15 protein-coding genes are annotated in these 18,357 nt (G+C 71.1%); 7 read left to right on the top strand and 8 right to left on the bottom strand.

Annotation, left to right across the window (positions count from 1 at the left end):
• Positions 1-50: 50 nt before the first annotated feature.
• From kdpB to SNA_RS22345, 4 genes are all read left to right on the top strand, one after another.
• Positions 51-2,249 (top strand): potassium-transporting ATPase subunit KdpB, encoded by a 2,199-nt coding sequence (gene kdpB, locus SNA_RS22360; protein WP_030065029.1) that lies wholly within the window; start codon positions 51-53, stop codon positions 2,247-2,249.
• A gap of 266 nt (positions 2,250-2,515) precedes the next feature.
• Positions 2,516-3,166: a CBS domain-containing protein gene (locus SNA_RS22355; RefSeq protein WP_037789179.1), complete on the top strand. Its 651-nt coding sequence runs from the start codon at positions 2,516-2,518 to the stop codon at positions 3,164-3,166.
• A gap of 98 nt (positions 3,167-3,264) precedes the next feature.
• A complete protein-coding gene (locus SNA_RS22350) occupies positions 3,265-3,954 on the top strand; it encodes a CBS domain-containing protein (protein WP_241779782.1) in 690 nt (229 codons plus the stop codon).
• 43 nt (positions 3,955-3,997) lie between these two features.
• Positions 3,998-4,705, top strand: coding sequence for a response regulator (locus SNA_RS22345; protein WP_030065034.1), 708 nt, complete (start codon positions 3,998-4,000; stop codon positions 4,703-4,705).
• A 20-nt stretch (positions 4,706-4,725) separates the two neighbouring features.
• Here the strand turns inward: SNA_RS22345 and SNA_RS22340 are convergent, their stop codons facing one another.
• Positions 4,726-6,435 (bottom strand): GAF domain-containing sensor histidine kinase, encoded by a 1,710-nt coding sequence (locus SNA_RS22340; protein WP_030065036.1) that lies wholly within the window; start codon positions 6,433-6,435, stop codon positions 4,726-4,728.
• 269 nt (positions 6,436-6,704) lie between these two features.
• On the opposite strand from SNA_RS22340, the gene SNA_RS22335 reads away from it, so the two are divergent.
• Positions 6,705-7,592 carry a universal stress protein gene (locus SNA_RS22335; RefSeq protein ID WP_030065037.1) on the top strand — a complete coding sequence of 296 codons (888 nt, stop codon included), beginning with the start codon at positions 6,705-6,707 and terminating at the stop codon, positions 7,590-7,592.
• A gap of 71 nt (positions 7,593-7,663) precedes the next feature.
• On the opposite strand, the gene SNA_RS22330 is transcribed toward SNA_RS22335, so the two are convergent.
• Positions 7,664-8,521 carry a universal stress protein gene (locus SNA_RS22330; protein WP_030065038.1) on the bottom strand — a complete coding sequence of 286 codons (858 nt, stop codon included), beginning with the start codon at positions 8,519-8,521 and terminating at the stop codon, positions 7,664-7,666.
• A gap of 253 nt (positions 8,522-8,774) precedes the next feature.
• Here SNA_RS22330 and SNA_RS22325 point away from each other — a divergent pair, with 253 nt between their 5' ends.
• Both SNA_RS22325 and SNA_RS22320 read left to right on the top strand, forming a co-directional pair.
• Positions 8,775-9,236: a Crp/Fnr family transcriptional regulator gene (locus tag SNA_RS22325; RefSeq protein WP_030065039.1), complete on the top strand. Its 462-nt coding sequence runs from the start codon at positions 8,775-8,777 to the stop codon at positions 9,234-9,236.
• Positions 9,233-10,168, top strand: a complete 936-nt coding sequence (locus tag SNA_RS22320) for a universal stress protein (protein WP_044366349.1) — start codon at positions 9,233-9,235, stop codon at positions 10,166-10,168. Before SNA_RS22325 ends, SNA_RS22320 begins: the two co-directional genes overlap by 4 nt.
• Before the next feature lie 43 nt (positions 10,169-10,211).
• Here SNA_RS22320 and SNA_RS22315 read toward each other — a convergent pair whose 3' ends face one another.
• From SNA_RS22315 to SNA_RS22290, 6 genes are all read right to left on the bottom strand, one after another.
• Positions 10,212-10,898, bottom strand: a complete 687-nt coding sequence (locus tag SNA_RS22315) for a helix-turn-helix domain-containing protein (protein WP_044366347.1) — start codon at positions 10,896-10,898, stop codon at positions 10,212-10,214.
• A gap of 237 nt (positions 10,899-11,135) precedes the next feature.
• Positions 11,136-11,918: a PE-PPE domain-containing protein gene (locus SNA_RS22310; RefSeq protein WP_241779781.1), complete on the bottom strand. Its 783-nt coding sequence runs from the start codon at positions 11,916-11,918 to the stop codon at positions 11,136-11,138.
• Positions 11,919-12,109: 191 nt separating this feature from the next.
• The gene (locus SNA_RS22305; RefSeq protein ID WP_030065049.1) at positions 12,110-13,804 is read right to left on the bottom strand and encodes an ABC transporter family substrate-binding protein; all 1,695 of its coding nucleotides are present in this window, start codon (positions 13,802-13,804) and stop codon (positions 12,110-12,112) included.
• A 60-nt stretch (positions 13,805-13,864) separates the two neighbouring features.
• On the bottom strand, positions 13,865-16,039 hold the full coding sequence (locus SNA_RS22300) for a dipeptide ABC transporter ATP-binding protein (RefSeq protein WP_037789126.1): 2,175 nt from the start codon (positions 16,037-16,039) through the stop codon (positions 13,865-13,867).
• A gap of 62 nt (positions 16,040-16,101) precedes the next feature.
• Positions 16,102-17,139, bottom strand: a complete 1,038-nt coding sequence (locus tag SNA_RS22295; protein ID WP_044366344.1) for an ABC transporter permease — start codon at positions 17,137-17,139, stop codon at positions 16,102-16,104.
• Positions 17,140-17,190: 51 nt separating this feature from the next.
• Positions 17,191-18,171 carry an ABC transporter permease gene (locus tag SNA_RS22290; protein WP_030065055.1) on the bottom strand — a complete coding sequence of 327 codons (981 nt, stop codon included), beginning with the start codon at positions 18,169-18,171 and terminating at the stop codon, positions 17,191-17,193.
• Positions 18,172-18,357 lie beyond the last annotated feature (186 nt).

Genomic DNA, 18,357 nt, shown 5'->3' with positions numbered 1-18,357 from the left:
GACCGGCCGCGTGCAAGGCTGCCGCTCCCCTGAGAAGGTCATCACCCCCCATGCTCCCCGCCGCCCCTCGCCAGGCACCGTACGATCCGACGCCCGAGGCCGTGCCACCCGCCGCGCCGAGAACTCCGCGGGGCCCGTTCGCCCGGCTGCGGCCGGGGACCGGGAACCGGCGGCGCGCGGCGCGGGCGGGCCTCTTCGACCCCAAGCAGCTGGTGCAGTCCTTCCCGGACGCCCTGCACAAACTGCATCCGCGGGCGCTGGTCAGGAATCCGGTGCTGTTCGTCGTCGCCGTCGGCGCCGTCCTCACCACCGTGTCCGCGGTGCTCCACCCGGCCGTGTTCACCTGGGTCATCGGCGCCTGGCTCTGGCTGACGGTGATCTTCGCCAACCTCGCCGAAGCGGTCGCCGAGGGCCGCGGCAAGGCGCAGGCCGAGTCCCTGCGCAAGGCGCGTACGGCCACCGTCGCCCGGCGGCTGCGCAACAACTGGCGGGTCGGCACCGACCTCCGGTGCGCCGAGACCGAGGCCGTCCCCGCCACCGATCTCCAGCCCTTCGACTTCGTGCTGGTCGAGGCGGGGGAGACGATCCCGGCCGACGGCGATGTGGTCGACGGCGTCGCGGCGGTCGACGAGTCGGCGGTGACCGGCGAATCCGCGCCCGTCATCCGCGAGTCGGGCGGCGACCGCTCCGGTGTCACGGGCGGTACGACCGTGCTGTCCGACCGCATCGTCGTCCGGGTCACCTCGCGCTCCGGCCATTCCTTCCTGGACCGGATGATCGCCCTGGTCGAGGGGGCGTCGCGGCAGCGGACCCCGAACGAGATCGCCCTGCACATCCTGCTCGCCGCGCTCACCATCGTCTTCATCCTGGTCGTCGTCACCGTGCAGCCGATGGGCGACTACGCCGGTGCGGACCAGTCCACGACGGTGCTCGTCGCGCTCCTGGTCACCCTCATCCCGACCACCATCGGCGCCCTGCTCTCCGCCATCGGCATCGCCGGCATGGACCGCCTCGTCCAGCGCAACGTCGTGGCCATGTCGGGGCGCGCGGTCGAGGCCGCGGGCGACGTCAACACCCTGCTGCTCGACAAGACCGGCACCATCACCCTCGGCAACCGGGAGGCCGCCGCCTTCGTTCCGCTGCCGGGCGTCGACGAACTCCAGCTGGCGGACGCCGCGCAGCTGGCCTCGCTGGCCGACGAGACCCCGGAGGGCCGTTCCGTCGTCGTCCTGGCCCGGCGGACGTACGGACTGCGCGAGCCCGCCGAGGGAGAGCTGAGCCAGGTCCGGTGGGTGGAGTTCAGCGCCCGGACGCGGATGAGCGGTGTGGACGTGCGCTGGGACAACGGGGAGGTGAGTCATGTCCGCAAGGGCGCGGCGGCCCAGGTGATCGACTGGGTGCAGCGCTACGGCGGCCACGTCCCGGTCGAGGCACGCCGGTTCACGGACTCCATCGCGGCCTCGGGCGGCACCCCGCTGCTGGTGGCGATGCACGATCGCGGCGGGCCCCGGGTGCTGGGCGTGATCCATCTGAAGGACGTGGTCAAGGAAGGCATCCGCGAGCGGTTCGACGAGCTGCGCCGGATGGGCATCCGTACGGTGATGATCACGGGGGACAATCCGCTGACGGCCAAGGCCATCGCCGAGGAAGCGGGCGTCGACGACTACCTGGCCGAGGCCACCCCCGAGGACAAACTCGCCCTCATCACCCGCGAACAGGAAGGCGGCAAGCTGGTCGCGATGACCGGCGACGGCACCAACGACGCCCCGGCGCTGGCCCAGGCGGACGTGGGCGTGGCCATGAACACCGGCACCTCGGCCGCCAAGGAGGCCGGGAACATGGTCGACCTGGACTCCAATCCGACCAAACTCATCGACATCGTCGAGATCGGCAAGCAACTCCTCATCACCCGAGGGGCGTTGACGACCTTCTCCATCACCAACGACGTCGCCAAATACTTCGCGATCATCCCGGCGATGTTCACCGGCGCCTATCCGGGCCTGGCGGCGCTGAACATCATGGGCCTGCACAGCCCGACCTCGGCCATCACCTCCGCGATCATCTTCAACGCCCTGATCATCGTCGGCCTGATCCCGCTGGCCCTGCGCGGTGTGCGCTACACCCCCACCACGGCCCATGACCTCCTGCGCCGCAACCTCGCCTGCTACGGCCTGGGCGGCCTCGTCCTGCCGTTCATCGGCATCAAGCTGATCGACCTGGTGATCTCCACGATCCCGGGCCTGGGGTGAGCGGTCGCGGTCGGTCCGCGTCTTCCGCGCCGGGTGCGCCCGACGGGGCGGGAGGAGGGGCGGAAGGGGCCCCGCAAAGGGCCGGACGGCCTCTGCCCCCGGGCGGCCGGAAAACCGCACGCTGGAACCGACGAGGAGTCACGGCGAGGAGTCATGACGAGGCGGCACGAGGAGGCGTCATGGAGCACACTCCGAACACTCCGAACACTCCGAACACTCCGAACACTCCGCACACGCCGCGCGCTCCGCACACCGTCGGCGAGGTGATGACGCAGGCGGTGGTCGCGATCGGCCGGGAAGCACGCTTCAAGGAGATCGTCGAGACCATGCAGCGGTGGAAGGTCGGCGCCCTGCCCGTGCTGGTGGGGGAGGGGCGGGTGATCGGGGTGGTCTCGGAGGCCGATCTGCTGCCCAAGGAGGAGTTCCGCACGGCGGCCCCCAGCCGCCTGGAGCAGCGGGAGCGCCTGGACGACGTACGCAAGGCGGGAGCCGTCACGGCCGGGGAGCTGATGAGCGCACCGGCCCTCACGGTGCACGCCGGCGACACCCTCGCCCAGGCGGCGCGGACGATGGCGTACAAGTCCGTGAAACGGCTACCGGTGGTTGACGACGAGGGGATGTTGCGGGGCATCGTCAGCCGCTCGGACCTGCTGAAGGTCTTTCTCCGCGCGGACGAGGACCTGGCGGCGGAGGTCCGGACGGAGATCGTGGACCGGCTGTTCGCCGGATCCGCGCAGCAGGTGACGGTGCGTGTCGAGGACGGTGTGGTCACCCTCCGCGGCCCGATGCCCCGCACCTCGCTCCTGTCCGTGGCGGCGCGCCTGGTACGGGCGGTGGAGGGGGTCGTGGACGTGACCTTCGAGGACACCACGCCGACGCCCGCCGCAACGGGAGCGACGGCACAGCGGCAGCACTGAGCCGGGCAGGCAGCAGGCAGCAGGCAGACGGCGGGCAGGCGGCAAGAGGGCAGGCGGAAAGAGGCCCCGGGATGAAGCGCCGACGGGTCGGGAGCATCATGAGCAGCGATGTCGTCCGCGCGCAGCGCGGGACACCGGCCGATGAACTGGCGCGGTGGCTGACGGAGTTCGACATCAGCGGCGTGCCGGTGGTGGACGCCGACGAGAAGGTGCTCGGGGTCGTCTCCGCGACGGACCTGGAGCGGGCCCGGCGCGACGCGGACGGCGAGCCGCGCCCCACCGCGGCCGTGGTGATGTCCGCCCCCGCCCGTACGGTCCGCGCCGACGACTCGGTGGTGCGGGCGGCGCGGCTGATGAGCGAGAGCCGTATCGAGCGGCTTCCCGTGGTGGACGAGGAGCAACGGCTCGTCGGCATGCTCACCCGGCGTGATGTGCTGCGGATCTTCGTCCGTTCCGACGCGGACATCCGCGACGAGGTGGTGGACGAGATCATGGTGCGGGCGCTGTGGCTGAGTCCGCAGAGCGTGCAGGTCTCCGTGCACGAGGGCGTGGTGACGCTGCACGGCACGCTGGAGAGCAGCGGTCAGGTGGCCCTCGCGGTGCGGATGACCGGCCAGGTCGACGGCGTCATCGCGGTCATCAGCCGCCTCACCTGCCGGCACGAGACTCCGTACCGGCACGAGACTCCGTACCGGCACGAGACTCCGTACCGGCATGAGACTCCGTACGGGCCGCTTCGCCCTGGGGCGGGACCGTTCGGCTCTGGTGACCCCGGGGAATCGGGGTGACCATGAGAAGAGCGCAGCGGCGTCGTACGCAGTCGGAGGAGCGATGAGCGAGACGGGCACCTTCTCACCGCAGCGGCCGATCCGGGTCTTTGTGCTGGACGATCATGAGGTGGTCCGGCGCGGGGTGCAGGACCTGCTCGATGCCGAACCGGACATCGAAGTGGTGGGCGACGCCGGTACGGCCGACCATGCGCTCGCCCGGGGCCCGGCGCTGCGGCCGGATGTCGCCGTTCTGGACGTGCGGCTGCCGGACGGGGACGGGATCTCCGTCTGCCGGGAGCTGAGGTCGCGGATGCCGGGGCTGGGCTGTCTGATGCTCACGTCGTTCGATGACGACGACGCGCTGCTCGACGCGATCATGGCCGGTGCGGCCGGTTATGTGCTGAAGGAGATCAAGGGAGCCGATCTGGTCACCGCGGTGCGCACCATCGCCTCCGGCCGCTCGATGCTCGACCCGGCGACGACGGCCCGGCTGATGAACAGCCTGCGGGGGGAGGCCGATGACGCGGAGCCCGAGGCCGATGCGCTGGCCGAACTGTCGCCGCGGGAACGGGAGATCCTCGGTCTGATCGGCGAAGGGCTGACGAACCGTCAGATCGGCCAGCGGCTCTATCTGTCGGAGAAGACCGTCAAGAACCACATCTCCCGCCTGCTGGCCAAACTCGGCGTCGAGCGCCGCATCCAGGCGGCCGTCATGGCGACACAGCTGTCCTCGGGCACGGGGGCGGAGACGGGCCGGGGCAGGAACTGAGGCCGCCGCGCTCCTCGGGGCTATGCGGGCAGCGGTACGGACCACACCAGGCGGGTCCCGCCCTCCGGCAGCGGCTCGACGCTCAGCTCACCCCCCACGCTCTCCGCCCGCTTCGCCAGATTGCTCAGCCCGCTGCGCCGGCCGCCCCGCGCGATGCCCACCCCGTTGTCCCTGACGGTCAGCGTCAGTCTGCGGTCACCCACGACCATGGCGACCTCCGCCGCACTCGCGCGGGCATGCCGCGCGGTATTGCTCAGCGCCTCGCCGAGCACCGCCAGCGCATGCTCGGCGATCTCCGGCGGTACGTCCGTGTCCACCAGCCCCTCCATGTGGAGTGCGGGGGAGAACCCCAGGGCATGGGACGCCTGGTCCACGGTCGTGACCGTACGGACGCGCAGGCTGTGCCTGCCGCGGGCGGTGTCGTGGGCGCGCAGCCCGAAAATGGTGGACCTGATGATCTTGATGGTCTCGTCCAGATCGTCCACCGCGCGCCAGAGACGCTCGGTCGCCTCGGGATGGTCCACGAAGCGGACCGCGCTCTGGAGCGTCATACCGGTGGCGAAGAGCCGTTGAATGGCGAGATCGTGCAGGTCACGGGCGATCCGTTCGCGTTCGGTGAGCAGCGTGAGCCGCTCCGCGGCGGCCCGGCGCTCGGCCAGCTCCATGGCGAGGGCCGCCTGGCCGGCGAAGGTCAGCAGCGGTGCGGTCTCCGACGCGGTGAACGGCTCGCGGCCCCGGCGCCGGGCCAGCAGGAGCACACCGCGCACCTGCTCCCCGGCGATCATCGGCACCGCAACGGCGGGCCCCAGACCCGTCCACCGGGGCGGCCCGGCGGTGACCCTGGGGTCGTGCTCGACATCGTGGCTGATCAACAGGGTTTTGGCGGTGAGCGTGGCGCCCATGAACGACCCGTGACGGGGCAGGTCGAGGCCCCGGTGCGCCTCGGCGCCCTCTCCCACGGCGAGTTCCACCCGCAGATGCTCGCCCTCGGCGGGCTGCGCCAGCACGCCCAGGTCGGCCGAGAGGAGCCGTACGGCATGGCCGACGATCATCGGCAGCACATCGGCCTCGTCCGCCCCGGGCAGCAGGCCCGCCACGATCTCGCCGTTGGCCTCCAGCCACCGCTGACGGTTGCGGGCCTCCTCGTACAGCCGGGCATGCTCGATGGCCGCGCCCGCCGCCACCGCGAGCGTCGCCAACACGGTCTCGTCATCGGCGTCGAAGTGCCCGCCGCGCTTCTCGGTCAGATACAGATTGCCGAAAACCTCGCCCCGGACCTTGATCGGCACCCCGAGGAAGGAGTGCATCGGGGGGTGGTGGGGCGGGAATCCGTACGAGGCGGGGTGCTCGCCCAGTTCGTTGAGCCGCAGCGGTGTGGGATGACGGATCAGCTCGCCGAGAATGCCGTGGCCCTCCGGCAGTCCGCCGATGGCGTCCATTTGCCGCTGCGTGACCCCCACCGGAAGGAACTGGCCGATCCGGGTGCCTTCACGGATCAGGCCGAGCGCCCCGTACTCGGCATCGACCAGGACGGTGGCGGCCTCGACGATCCGCCGCAGCACCTGCGGCAGCTCCAGTCCCTGGCCCACGGACAACACCGCTTCGAGCAGCAGGTGGGGGGAGGGGCCGGTGCCCCCTGCCAGGGTGCGGAGACGTTCCAGCAGATCGTCGGGCAGCGCATCCAGGTGCTGCCGCGGCTCCTTCGCCCGCCCGGCTTCCTCATCACCCACGACGGCATCACCCACGACGACATCACCCACGCCGACACCACCCGGGCCGACATCCCCCACGCCGACATCGCCCCTACGTCCGCCGCGCCCGCCGCCGAAGGCACGGACGCACAATCCACGGTAGTCGCCCGCCGTCGGCGAGCATCTCGGCCAAGGGGCCGTCCGGCCCTCCCACAGCGCCCATCGGCTCCTTGGCCGGCGGCCCCGCATCCCGCAGGCTCGACAACACGGGGGCGCACCGCTCCCCGAAGCCCGGAAGAAGGCCAGCCATGGAGCCGGACATCATCACCGTAGGGCTCGACGGCTCGTCCGAGAGCCTGGCGGCCGCGCAATGGGCGGCCGATGAGGCGGACCGTCGCCAGTCCGTGCTGCGGCTGCTCCATGCGTGGATCCTGCTCGCCGCCGAAGCCCCCGGCACACCCCCCGACCGCGACCAGAACGCCGGGGCCCGGCAGCTCGTACGGCAGGTCCTCGACGCGGTGCGCGAACGCCATCCGCACCTCCAGATCATCGAGGACCTGGTGGGCGCCGAGGCCGAGCCGGCGCTGCTGCGCGCGGCCGGTGAATCGCAGATGCTCGTCCTCGGATCGAGGGCACTGGGCGCCTGGGAGAGCTATGTCCTCGGCGATATCAGTCTGGACGTGGTGGGCCGCGCCGAGGGACCCGTCGTGCTCGTACGGGCACCCGGACACACCGCAGCGGCACCGGCCGAACGGCCCCCAACGGTCCCCGATCCACGGGTCGTTGTCGGCATGGGCCTGACCGCACCCTGCGACGGACTCCTCGCCTTCGCCTTCGACGCCGCCGCGACCCGGGGGCTTCCCCTGCAAGCCGTCCACGGCCGTCCGCTGCCCGTGCATGCGTACGCGCCCTGGGGCGTCGATCCCGATGCCGAGGCGACGGTCGTCAAGGAGGCGCAGGACGACCTCCGGGCCGCCATCGACCCGTGGAGCGGGCGGTTCCCCGAGGTCACGGTGCAGCTGACGGTCCTGCCGGAGAGCCCGGCCCGAGCCGTCGTCCGCACGGCGCCGGGAGCCGAGCTGCTGGTGGTCGGGCGCGGGCGGCACCGCCACGCCCTGGCGCCCCGCGTAGGCCCCGTCGCCCACGCCGCCATCCACCATGTGACCTGCCCCGTCGTGGTCGTGCCCCACGACTGAACCCCAGGACTGAACGCGTCGCGACCCCAGGACCGAACGCGTCGCGACCCCGTGCTCCGGTGGGTGGCGCCTCACGTCCGGGGAACCACCGCCACCGGACAGCGCCCATGGTGCAGAACGGCGAGCACGACCGGGCCCAGCCGCGTCGGCGAGCGCCCGACCCGGCGGCCGATGACCAGCAGCCCGGCCCGTGAGCAGGCGCCCAGCAGCGCGGGAACGGCCTTGCCGCGGGCCACCTCCTCGGTCACCTCGACGTCGGGAAAACGGGCCCGCCAGGGGCCCAGGGCGTCGGCCAGCGCCTTCTGCTCGCCGACCTCACGCTCCGCTGCGTCCGGCGCAGGCTCAGGGGGCGGGACGGCACCCACGGCCACGCCCGGCTCCCACGCCCGTACGGCGCGCAGGCTCCCACGGTGGGCCTCGGCGACCGTGAACGCCAGGTCCAGCACCGCCTCGCCCGGCGGCCCCACATCCTGCACGCCGACGACGACCACCGGCCGGGGACACGGGTCGGACTGCCCCTCGCGGACCGTGACCACCGGGCACTCCGCGCGCCCGAGTACGTGCAGACTGACCGAGCCGAGCAGGAAGCCGTCGACGGCCTCGTGCCCACGCGAGCCGAGCACCACCATCGCGGCCTGCCCGCTGCGGTCCACCAGTGCCTCCACCGCCTCCTCGGGAACCTGCTCGGTGGTCACGATGATCCCCGGATGCCATCCATGTGCCGCCGCTTCGGCCGAGGCGAGCACCTCGGCCCCGTGGTGCTTCCTGGCCGCGGCGTCATGGGCGACGCGGACGGTGGACGGCCGGGGGTTCCATGCGTGCAGAAGGTGCAGCGTCAGCCCGCGGGCCGCGGCCTCCTCGGCACCCCAGCGCACCGCCGGAAGGCTGTGCCTGCTGCCATCCAGTCCCACGACGACAGAGCCGCCCATGACGTACCTCCACGGAGCCGGGCCATGCGTCCCCTCCCTCGCTACCAGCATCGCCGCGTCCCGGAGCCCCGCCATGGGCCGAGCGGGCCACGGGGGAGGGGCACACGGGCACCGGCTCCCGCCCCTGGGCCCTTCGGCCACCGCACCGGCCGAACAGCCCCTGCCCCGCCGCAGGCCGGGCGCGCACGCTGGGGGTGAACGGGATGTACGGCCGGCGGCGGCGCGTCGTCGGCGGACCCCTGGGAGGACCGCCATGGCTGCGAGGCCCGTGCTTCACCTGCTCCCGCCGGAGGGCCGCGAGCGCCTGATGACCTTCGCGCACGAGGTGTCGTTCCCGGCCGGGACACGGATCTTCGAGGAAGGCGGCCTCGCCGACCGGTTCTGGATCGTCCACACCGGCTCGGTCAATCTCGATCTGCGGGTGGCGCACCGGCGGCCACTGGTCGTCGAGATGCTGGGCCACGGCGATCTGCTGGGCTGGTCCTGGCTGGTGTCGCCGTACACCTGGCGCCTGGGGGCCGAGGCCGCCACCCCCGTACGGGCCTATGAGTTCGATGCGACGTCCGTACGCGCCCTGTGCGCCGCGGACCCGGCCCTCGGCCTGGCCCTGACCCGCCGGGTCCTCGACGTGGTCGCACGGCGCCTCCAGGCCACCAGGCTGCGGCTGCTCGACATCTGCGACGCGGGCGCGGGCGCGACGGCGGCCAGGCCATGAGCCGCCGGCCCGGGGGCACGGACGGGACGACGGCCGCGCGCCCCGTCGTCCTCGGGGTCGTCGGCGTCGACGGGTCGGAGAGCGGCTTCCGGGCCGTCGACTGGGCCGCCGACGAGGCCGCACTCCACGCCCTGCCGCTGCGCCTGGTGTACGCCTCCCGGCAGGAGCGCCACGAGGAGCCGACCCCGGCGCTGCACCTCGGACACCCCACGGCCGAGCCGCTGCCCGCCGACGACGCCGTCGCGGCCGCGGCCGAACGCGCCGGGCTGCGGCATCCGGACCTCGACATCACGACGCAGGTGCTGGGCGACGACCCGACGACCGTGCTGCTGCGCGAGAGCGCCTACGCCACCGCCGTCGTCCTCGGCGCCGCGCGGGACCGGGGCGCCCTCACCGGCCTGTTGCCGGGACCGGCCGGGTCGGTCGGCCCGGCGGTCGCCGCCCGGGCCGAATGCCCGGTGATCGTGGTGCGGGGAGACCGGGCCGCGCTGGCAGCGACCCACGAGCGGATCCTCCTCGGCGTCGGCGCCACGCCCCAGGGGACGGAAGCGGTCCACTGGGCCTTCCACGAGGCCGCGGCCCGCGGCTGCGCACTGGAGGCCGTACACGTCCGCCACCACGAGCACCGCGGCCCGGCCGGGCCGGACGAGGCGCTGCGGCACGAGGCCCCGCCGCACGAGGCCCCGCCGCACGAGGCCCTGCCGCACGAGGCCCTGGCGGACGAGGCCGCCGGGCATCCGACGGTCCGGGTGCGGCGGGCCACGGTCGAAGGAGCGGCCCACAAGGTGCTCGTACACCGGTCCGCCGCCGCGGACCTGCTCGTCCTCGGCGCCCACCGGCGCGTCGGCCATCTGGGCCCGCGGCTCGGCCGGGTGGCGCATGCCGCGCTGGTGCACGCCGCGTGCCCGGTCGTGGTGGTGCCGCTGGGGTGACGCGGCATCAGTTCCCCCAACCCTGGGGTGACTGGGCGTCAGATCACCCACCGGTGCCCGTCACGCGAATCCGGCGGCCGGTGATGCGCGTGGGGCGGATGGCGATCCACTGGTAGCGGCCCTCGCCCACCCAGGGCGCGGTGTGGGCGTGTTCGTCCAGCCGCTGGGCCTCGTAGAAACCGGTCACCACATGGGCGGGCCCCACGACCAGCACGCTCCAGCCCTGACTCATCGCCTCGTCGATGTGATCGACTTCCAGGGCCACCTGGTGCCCGGCCGCCGCGGCCGGCCCCGAGTCCGCATGGGTGCGGTAGGCGATCAGCTCACCGGCGACGGTGTAGTTCACGGGAAAGACGGCCGGGGTGTCCCGAAGGGTCACCGCCACCCTGCCGATGCCGTGCGTGGAGAGCCGTTCCCGGCACTCCTCGGGGCTCAGGACCAGCACCTCGGGATGGCGCCCCGCCGCGCCGAAGCCGGCCGGCAGTTCGGTCGTGCTGCCCGCCAGTTCGTCGACGGTGGTGTCGAGCGCGCCGGCGAGCCGCAGCAGAAAACCGATGTCCGGCTCGGCCGCCTGCTCCTCGACGTAGCGGACATAGTCCGGCGAGGCACCGGCACGGGCGGCGACCTCCTCCCGGGACAGCCCCAGCTGCTCCCGGCGCAGCGTGGCGCGCCGCCCCAGGTCGCTGCCCGGCCCGCCCGGCTCCGCGCGGGGTGTCGGCTCGTCGGTCATCGTGCACTCATCCCTTCGTCCAGCGGCATCGGTGCAGAGCGGCCGCCGACTGACCCGGCGGCCGCCCCTCGGGCCGATCATGACCCCGGCCGCTCCCGAATGGCATGGAGCGCGCCGCGCTCCGGCGTGGTCCGCTCCGCAATCGGCCGCCGACGCCCACCGGCCCGGCCGCGCAGTGGCGACCGGGCCGGTGTTCCGCCCCCTCCCCCGCGGGCTGCGGTGCCGGGCGACGTCGGGTCAGGCGTCGATCCAGGTGATCCCGTTGCCGCCGTCGTGGGCGATGGTCCGGGTCATGACGTTGCCGTCCTGGGGGTACTGCCCGTGCTTGGTGAAGTAGCCGAGGACGGACGCGAGCGAGGTCGCATCGCACACCCCGTCGCCGCGGATGCAGAACCGCTCCACCGGAACACCCGGGAATTCCTCCGGCCCGGCTCCGGGGGAGGTGAACCCGAAGGCGCTCAGGCCCTTCGGCACGCGGGCCGCGACGCCGGTGCCCGGCTGCATCGGGTCGGCGTAGAGCATGCCGTTGACCTGGTCGCGCGGTACCTCGGTCTCGTTGTTGGCGATCTTCTGGAGCACTACGTCCGCGACCTGTGCGCCCTGGGAGTAGCCGACGATCGTGAGGCGTGCGCTGGGGTCGTTGCGGTGCGTCTCCTCGGCCTTCGCCAGCAGGTTCTTGTACCCCAGCTCCACACTCGCGTCATAGCTCGGTGCGTTCGGGTCCGGGCTGAACTGCTTGCTGCCCGCCCACGGTCCCGCGCTCGCCGGGTAGCAGACCGGAACTACCTTGTCGCCCGCGTCCAGGTGCTGGTTGGCGAAGCCGTAGGACGTGGTGCACCCCGGGGCGTCCGCCGCGGCGCCCGTGCCGCCCACCTCCAGGTAGTAGTGGTGGACGTCGTCGGCCTGGGCGACGACGGCGGTGCCGGCCACCATCGCCGCCGTCATCGCTGCGGTCCCAACGGCCCGCATCAGCCTGCTCTTTGTCGACATGTCCTGGGTCTCCCCCTTGGTTTGGGTCATGCCTGCATCGGACGGCGCCGACGCTAGCCACGGCCGTTGACATCGTGCTGACATGCCGATGACAGCGCTGGTGGGAGGGCCTGGGGCGGTGGGCAACCCTGTCAAGTCAAGTCAAGGAGATCCGCAACGCCCGAGGGCCGGACCCGTGCGGTACGGATCCGGCCCTCGGAGCAACGGAGCTGCGGGAGTGGCTACTTGAGGAAGCCGATGTGCTCGTAGACCGGGTGCTCGGTGAGGCCGAGGGCGCCCATGTTGGCGAGCTTCTTGTTGATGGCCGCGACGTCGGGGCGCTGGTAGAGGGGCAGGACACCGGCGACCTGCCATGCCTCGGCGTCGGCCTGGTTGGTCTGCTTCAGCGCACCGGCCGGGTCGGTGGCGTTGGAGCTGGCCGCGTAGAGGAAGTCGTCCAGCTTCTTGCTGCCGACCTTGGCGTAGTTGTTGCCGCCCTTGAGGGTGTAGACGTTAGTGGCCCCACTCGCGGGGAACGGCGTGCCGAGCAGGGTGTAGGGCGTGACGTCGAAGTCGCCCGGGGTGATGTACTTGTCGAAGAAGTCGTTGGCCGGGACCGACTGGACCTGGAGCTTGACGCCGACCTGCTGGTACATCTGCGTCAGCATCGACCCCTCGTTGGTGGCCGCGGGGGTGCCGGACGGGATGACGAACCGCAGCGACAGCTCCTTGCCGTCCTTCTTCCGGATCTTGCCGCTGAGCTTCCAGCCCGCCTCGTCCAGCAGCTTCCCGGCTGCCTTGGGGTCGTACTTGCCGAGCTTGCCGGAGTTGTCCTGGTATCCCTTCTGGGTGGGGATCAGGAGATTGTTGTTCATGACGGAGGGCTTCCAGCCCAGGCCCTTGAGGTCCGACTTGGCGATCGTCTCGCGGTCGGTGGCCATGAACAGCGCCTGACGCACCCTCACGTCCTTCAGCTTGGCGCTCTGGCCGTTGAACGTGATCTGGCGGAAGTTGGGGCCGCCGGCCTCACGGATCTCGCCGGAGGCCACCTTGGACGCCTGCTTGTAGGCGGAGGCGTCGCCGCCGATGTCGAAGTAGTCGATCTCGCCGTTGGCGAAGGCGCCGGGCATCGAGGCATTGTCCATCGCGTGGAAGACGATCTTGTCGAGCTTGGGCTTGTCGCCCCACCACTTCGGATCCGCCACCACCGTGACGGTCTTGGCGGACTTGTCCATGCTGCCCAGCTTGAAGGCGTTACCGGTGACCGGGATCTTGTTGACGTAGGCGGTGTTGAAGCTCTTCGCATCCGAGAAGTACTTCGCCGGGTACAGCGGCTGGTTGGCCGCCGAGTTGAACATGCCCTTCCAGTCCGCGAACGGCTTGGCGAAGGTCATGACGGCCTCGTAGTCGTCCTTGCCCTTCTTGACGTCCGCCACCTGGTCGAAGCCGACGGTGGAGGTCACCTTGTACGCCTTGTCATGACCGCTGAGGGCGGTGGTGTTGGCGGCGATGTCCTTCCAGGTGATCGGGGTGCCGTCGGACCACTTGGCCTTGGGGTTCAGATGCCAGGTGACGACCTGCTTGCCGTTGACGGTCTTGGACGAGGCGTCCAGCAGGAACGCCTTGTTCGGGGTCTGGTCGCCGCTCGCGCCGGAGATCCAGAAGCTCGGCATGAGGGCCTTCATCACCTCGGTGGGACCGGCCTGAAGGCCGTCGATCTCCACCACGTTCCACTGCGTGGCGAACGTCTGGATGGCCCAGTTCATCGTCCCGCCCTGCTTGAGCTTGGCGGGATCCGTCGCCTTGATGTTGAGGGAGGTCGACTTCTGCGGGGCCTTCTCCGCCGCGTCGTCGTCCGAGCCGCCGCAGGCGGTCAGGGCCAGCGACGCCACGGCGAGTGTCGCGACCAGAGGGAGTGGGTATCGGGAGACCTTCACGGTTTTCTCTTCCTGTGTGGGGATGGAGCGGAGGAGCGAGCGCGGCCGAATTACTGTGGCTTACTGCGGTGCGGACGCAACGACGTCGACCGCCGCCGCGTAGTGGCAGGCCGCGCCGTGGTCCGGGCCGAGGACGGCCGTGGCCGGATCGTCGTCCCGGCAGCGCGCCTGCTCGCTCTCGCCGAGCCCGGCGTACTTCGGGCAGCGGCCGGCGAACCGGCAGCCGGACGGCACATCCGCCGGACTGGGCAGATCGCCGCTGAGCAGGATCCGGCTGCGTTCCCGCTCCTTGCGCGGGTCGGGCAGCGGGACCGCGGACAGCAGCGCCTGGGTGTACGGATGGGAGGGCGCGGCGAAGACGTCGTCGGCCGCGCCGCTCTCCACGATCCGGCCGAGGTACATCACCGCGATGCGGTCGGCGATATGCCGTACGACGGACAGGTCGTGGGCGACGAAGAGATAGCTGAGCCCGAGGCGGGTCTTGAGCTCGTCGAGGAGGTTGAGGACGCCCGCCTGGATGGAGACGTCGAGGGCGGAGACCGGCTCGTCGAGGATGACCAGCTTGGGCTCCAGCGCGAGGGCGCGGGCGATGGAGATGCGCTGGCGCTGGCCGCCGGAGAACTCCTGCGGATAGCGGTCGGCGTGCTCGGGCTCCAGGCCGACCATCGTCAGGAGTTCGGGGACGCGGGCGGCGATCCGCTCCTTGTCCCAGCCGTGGGTCTTCAGCGGCTCGGCGAGGATGTCGCCGATCGGCATCCGGGCGTCGAGCGCCGCCATCGGATCCTGGAAGACGATCTGCATGTCGCGGCGCAGGCCCTTGCGGTCCGCCCGGCTCAGACCGCGGATGTCCTTGCCGAAGACGGTGACCGTACCGGCCTGGCCGCTGGGCAGATCGAGGATCTCCAGCAGGGTGGTGGTCTTGCCGCAGCCGGACTCGCCGACCAGGCCGAGCGTTTCGCCCTCGCGGATGTCGAAGCTGATGCCGTCGACGGCCCGTACGGTGCCGACCGTGCGCTTGACGATCGCGCCCTTGGTGAGCGGGAAGTGCTTGACCAGACCGTCGAGTTCGAGGACGGTGGCGCGCTCCTCGCGCGGCAGCAGCTCGATCTCGCCGGCCTCCGGCAGGACCGGCAGCGGATAGACCGCGTCCCGGTCGAGCCCGGCGCCGATCTCGTGCGCGCGGTGGCAGGCGGCCATTGGGGTCTCCCCTGCTCGAACGGAGTTGAGAGCTTGGGGAAGATCGGCGCCCTCGGCCACCGTCAACTCCGGTTCCACCGTGCGGCATTGGTCGACGGCGATGGGGCAGCGCGGGGCGAAGGGGCAGCCCGGTGCCAGGTCGACCATGGCGGGTGGGTTGCCGTCGATCGGGGTGAGGGCGCGGCGCTCGGTGCCCTCCGCCCGCGCTTCGTCGAGCCGGGGGATGGAGCCGAGCAGACCGATGGTGTACGGCATCCGAGGCCGGTAGTACACCTCGTCCACCGGGCCCGCCTCGACCGGCTTGCCCGCGTACATGACCTGCACCCGGTCGGCGAAGCCGGCGATCACACCGAGGTCGTGGGTGATCATGACGATGGCTGCCCCGGTGACCTCCTGGGCGGTCTTGAGCACCTCCAGGACCTGGGCCTGGATCGTCACGTCGAGGGCCGTGGTGGGCTCGTCGGCGATGATGACCTTGGGGTCGTTGGCGATGGCCATGGCGATCATCGCGCGCTGGCGCATACCGCCGGAGAACTCGTGCGGGAAGGCGTCCACCCGGCGCTTGGAGTCGGGAATGCCGACCACATCGAGGAGTTCGACGGCCCGTTTGCGGGCGGCGGCCTTGTCCAGCGACTGGTGGACCTGGAGGGCCTCGATGATCTGGTCGCCGACGGAGTAGACGGGGGTCAGCGCGGACAGCGGGTCCTGGAAGACCATGCCGATGTCCTTACCGCGGATCTTCGACAGGTCGGCGTCGCCGAGACCGAGCAGTTCGCGCCCGGCGAGCTTGACGGACCCGGTGACCTCGGCGGTCTCGGGGAGCAGCCCGAGAACGGCCATGGAGGAGACGGACTTGCCCGAGCCGGATTCACCGACGATGCCGAGGACCTCGCCGGGCCGCACGGCATAGGAAACGCCGCGTACGGCCTGGACCCGGCCCGCTTCGCTCGGGAAGGAGACCGTCAGATCGCTGACCTCGAGGACGGGCTGCGTCGCGTCGAGGGCCTCGGTGGGCTGGGCCGGGCTGGTCTCGGTCACCGTCGGGGTCCTTCCTGGCGCGCGGTGCGCGGGGTGCTGGTGCGGGGTGGGGACGGCGCGCTTCACGAGGCGGCGCCCTGGCTGCCGGCGGTGGCCGTGGTCTGCGCCGGTACGGCCGCGGTCGGCCGCCCGGACTTCGGCTGCTTCTTCTTACGGGGCGAACGCACCTTGGCGCCGGACGCGTTGGGGTCGAGCGCATCGCGCAGACCGTCGCCGATGAAGGAGATCGAGACGCCGATCAGCACCAGGCAGCCGGCCGGGAAGAAGAACAGCCACGGGTAGGTGGTGGCGTTGGTGGTGTTGTCGGCGATGACCGTGCCGAGGGAGACATCGGGCGCCTGCACACCGAAGCCGAAGTACGACAGGCTGCTCTCGCCGATGACCGCCGCGCCGACCTGGATGACGGTGTCGATGATCAGCATCGAGGCCATGCTGGGCAGGATGTGCCGGAAGATGATGACCGGCGCGGAGACGCCCATGTACTTGGCGGCCTTGACGAATTCGCGGTCCTTGAGCGTGAAGGTCATGGAGCGCACGACGCGACCGGTGATCATCCAGCTGAAGGCGCCGAGCAGCACCACGAAGATCAGCCAGGTGGAGCCGCGGAACATGGGCGACAGCACGGCGATGATCAGGAACGACGGCATGACCAGCAGCAGGTCGACGATCCACATCAGCACCCGGTCGGTCCAGCCGCCGAAGTACGCGGCGAACGCGCCGACGGTGGCGGCCAGGAAGGTGGAGATGACGCCGACCAGAAGGCCGATGATCAGCGACTTCTGGAGACCGCGCATGGTGAGCGCGAAGAGGTCGACGCCGCCTTGTGTGGTGCCCCACCAGTGGTCCCCGGAGGGGCTGGCGAGGAAGTTCAGGTAGTCGTGCTGCTGGTAGTCCCATTTGGTGAGGAACGGGCCGCCGTACGCGCCGAGGAACAGCAGCACGAGGAGGAACAGCCCGAACAGCGCCAGGCGGTTACGGGCGAAACGGCGGACGGTCAGCCGCATCCGTGAGGTGCGGGTCTTGGCGGGGCGGCCTTCGGCTTCGGTGGGCGGGACGGGGCCGGGGGCGGGTTCGGTGGCGGGGGGCAGCTGGACGCTCATCGCGCGCTCTCCTGAGGTGCGGTGGGTAGGGGGTCGGTCTGCGGGCCAGGGTCAGCGGACCCGTACGCGCGGATCGAGCGCCGCGTACAGCACATCGGACAGCAGACCGGCGATCAGCACCAGTACGGCGGTGAACAGCCCCACCGCGGCCACGGAATTGACGTCCTGCTTCCCGATCGAATCGACCAGCAGCTCGCCCATACCGTGCCAGCCGAAGGTTTTCTCGGTGAAGGTCGCGCCGGTGAAGAGCAGCACGATGTTGTAGACCAGCAGCGGCACCACGGGCAGGATCGCGGTCCGCAGGCCGTGTTTGACCAGGGCCTTTCGTCGCCGTAGCCCCTTGGCCCGCGCGGTGCGCAGAAAGTCGCTGCCGAGCACGTCGAGCATGGTGGAGCGCTGGTAGCGGCTGTAGAGGGCGACCTGAAGGATGATCAGGGTGAGCGCGGGGAGCAGCATGTGCTGGGCGCGGTTGACGAGGGCGTCGAAGTTCCACTGCCCGGCGTACTGCGGATCGTATTCGCCGAGCACTTTGATGGTCTGCGTGCCGTCGTTGAGCGCGGTGGCGCCGATCTTCAGCGCGACGCCGATCACGAACACCGGCATGGCCAGCACGAAGAACGAGGCCAGGGTGGTGAACCGGTCGAAGAGCCGGTACTGGCGAATCGCGCCGAACGCACCGAGGGCGACGCCGCCGATGGAGCCGACGATGGTGGCGAGCAGCAACAGCCGGGTGGAGACGCCCACCCGGCGCCCGAAGTCGTCGTTGACGTCGTCGCCCTCGATGGTCTTGCCGAGATCGCCGTGGACCACGCCGTCCGCCCAGTGCCCGAACCGGGTCAGGATCGGGGTGTCCGGGTTCATGTTGTACTCGTCGAGCGTCTTGGTGATGGACGTCTCGGGCAGCGGTGGGTTACGTCCCTCGAACTTGGCGCGGGGGTTGAGACTGAGCCCGGCCAGGAAGTACGTCAGTGACGCCGCGACGACCACGAGGACCAGATAATTCGCCAATCGGCGTAGCAGATACCGGCCCATGTTTTTGATGCCTCTCCCTCTTGCGCACCGCATCAGCGCATGACGGCTGTGTGGGGACGGTGCTGGTCGAGCGACATCTTTTAGCGAGGGCAACCGGATTGTCGATCACGGGATGTTTACGGAGCGGTAACGCCAAGTCCCGCCCAGACGGGGGCATTACGGGCGGCTGTCGATGAACCTGCGGGT

Origin of the sequence: Streptomyces natalensis ATCC 27448, from assembly GCF_000935125.1 — a bacterium.
Classification (GTDB): domain Bacteria; phylum Actinomycetota; class Actinomycetes; order Streptomycetales; family Streptomycetaceae; genus Streptomyces; species Streptomyces natalensis.
This window is presented reverse-complemented; position numbering and strand designations above follow the sequence as displayed.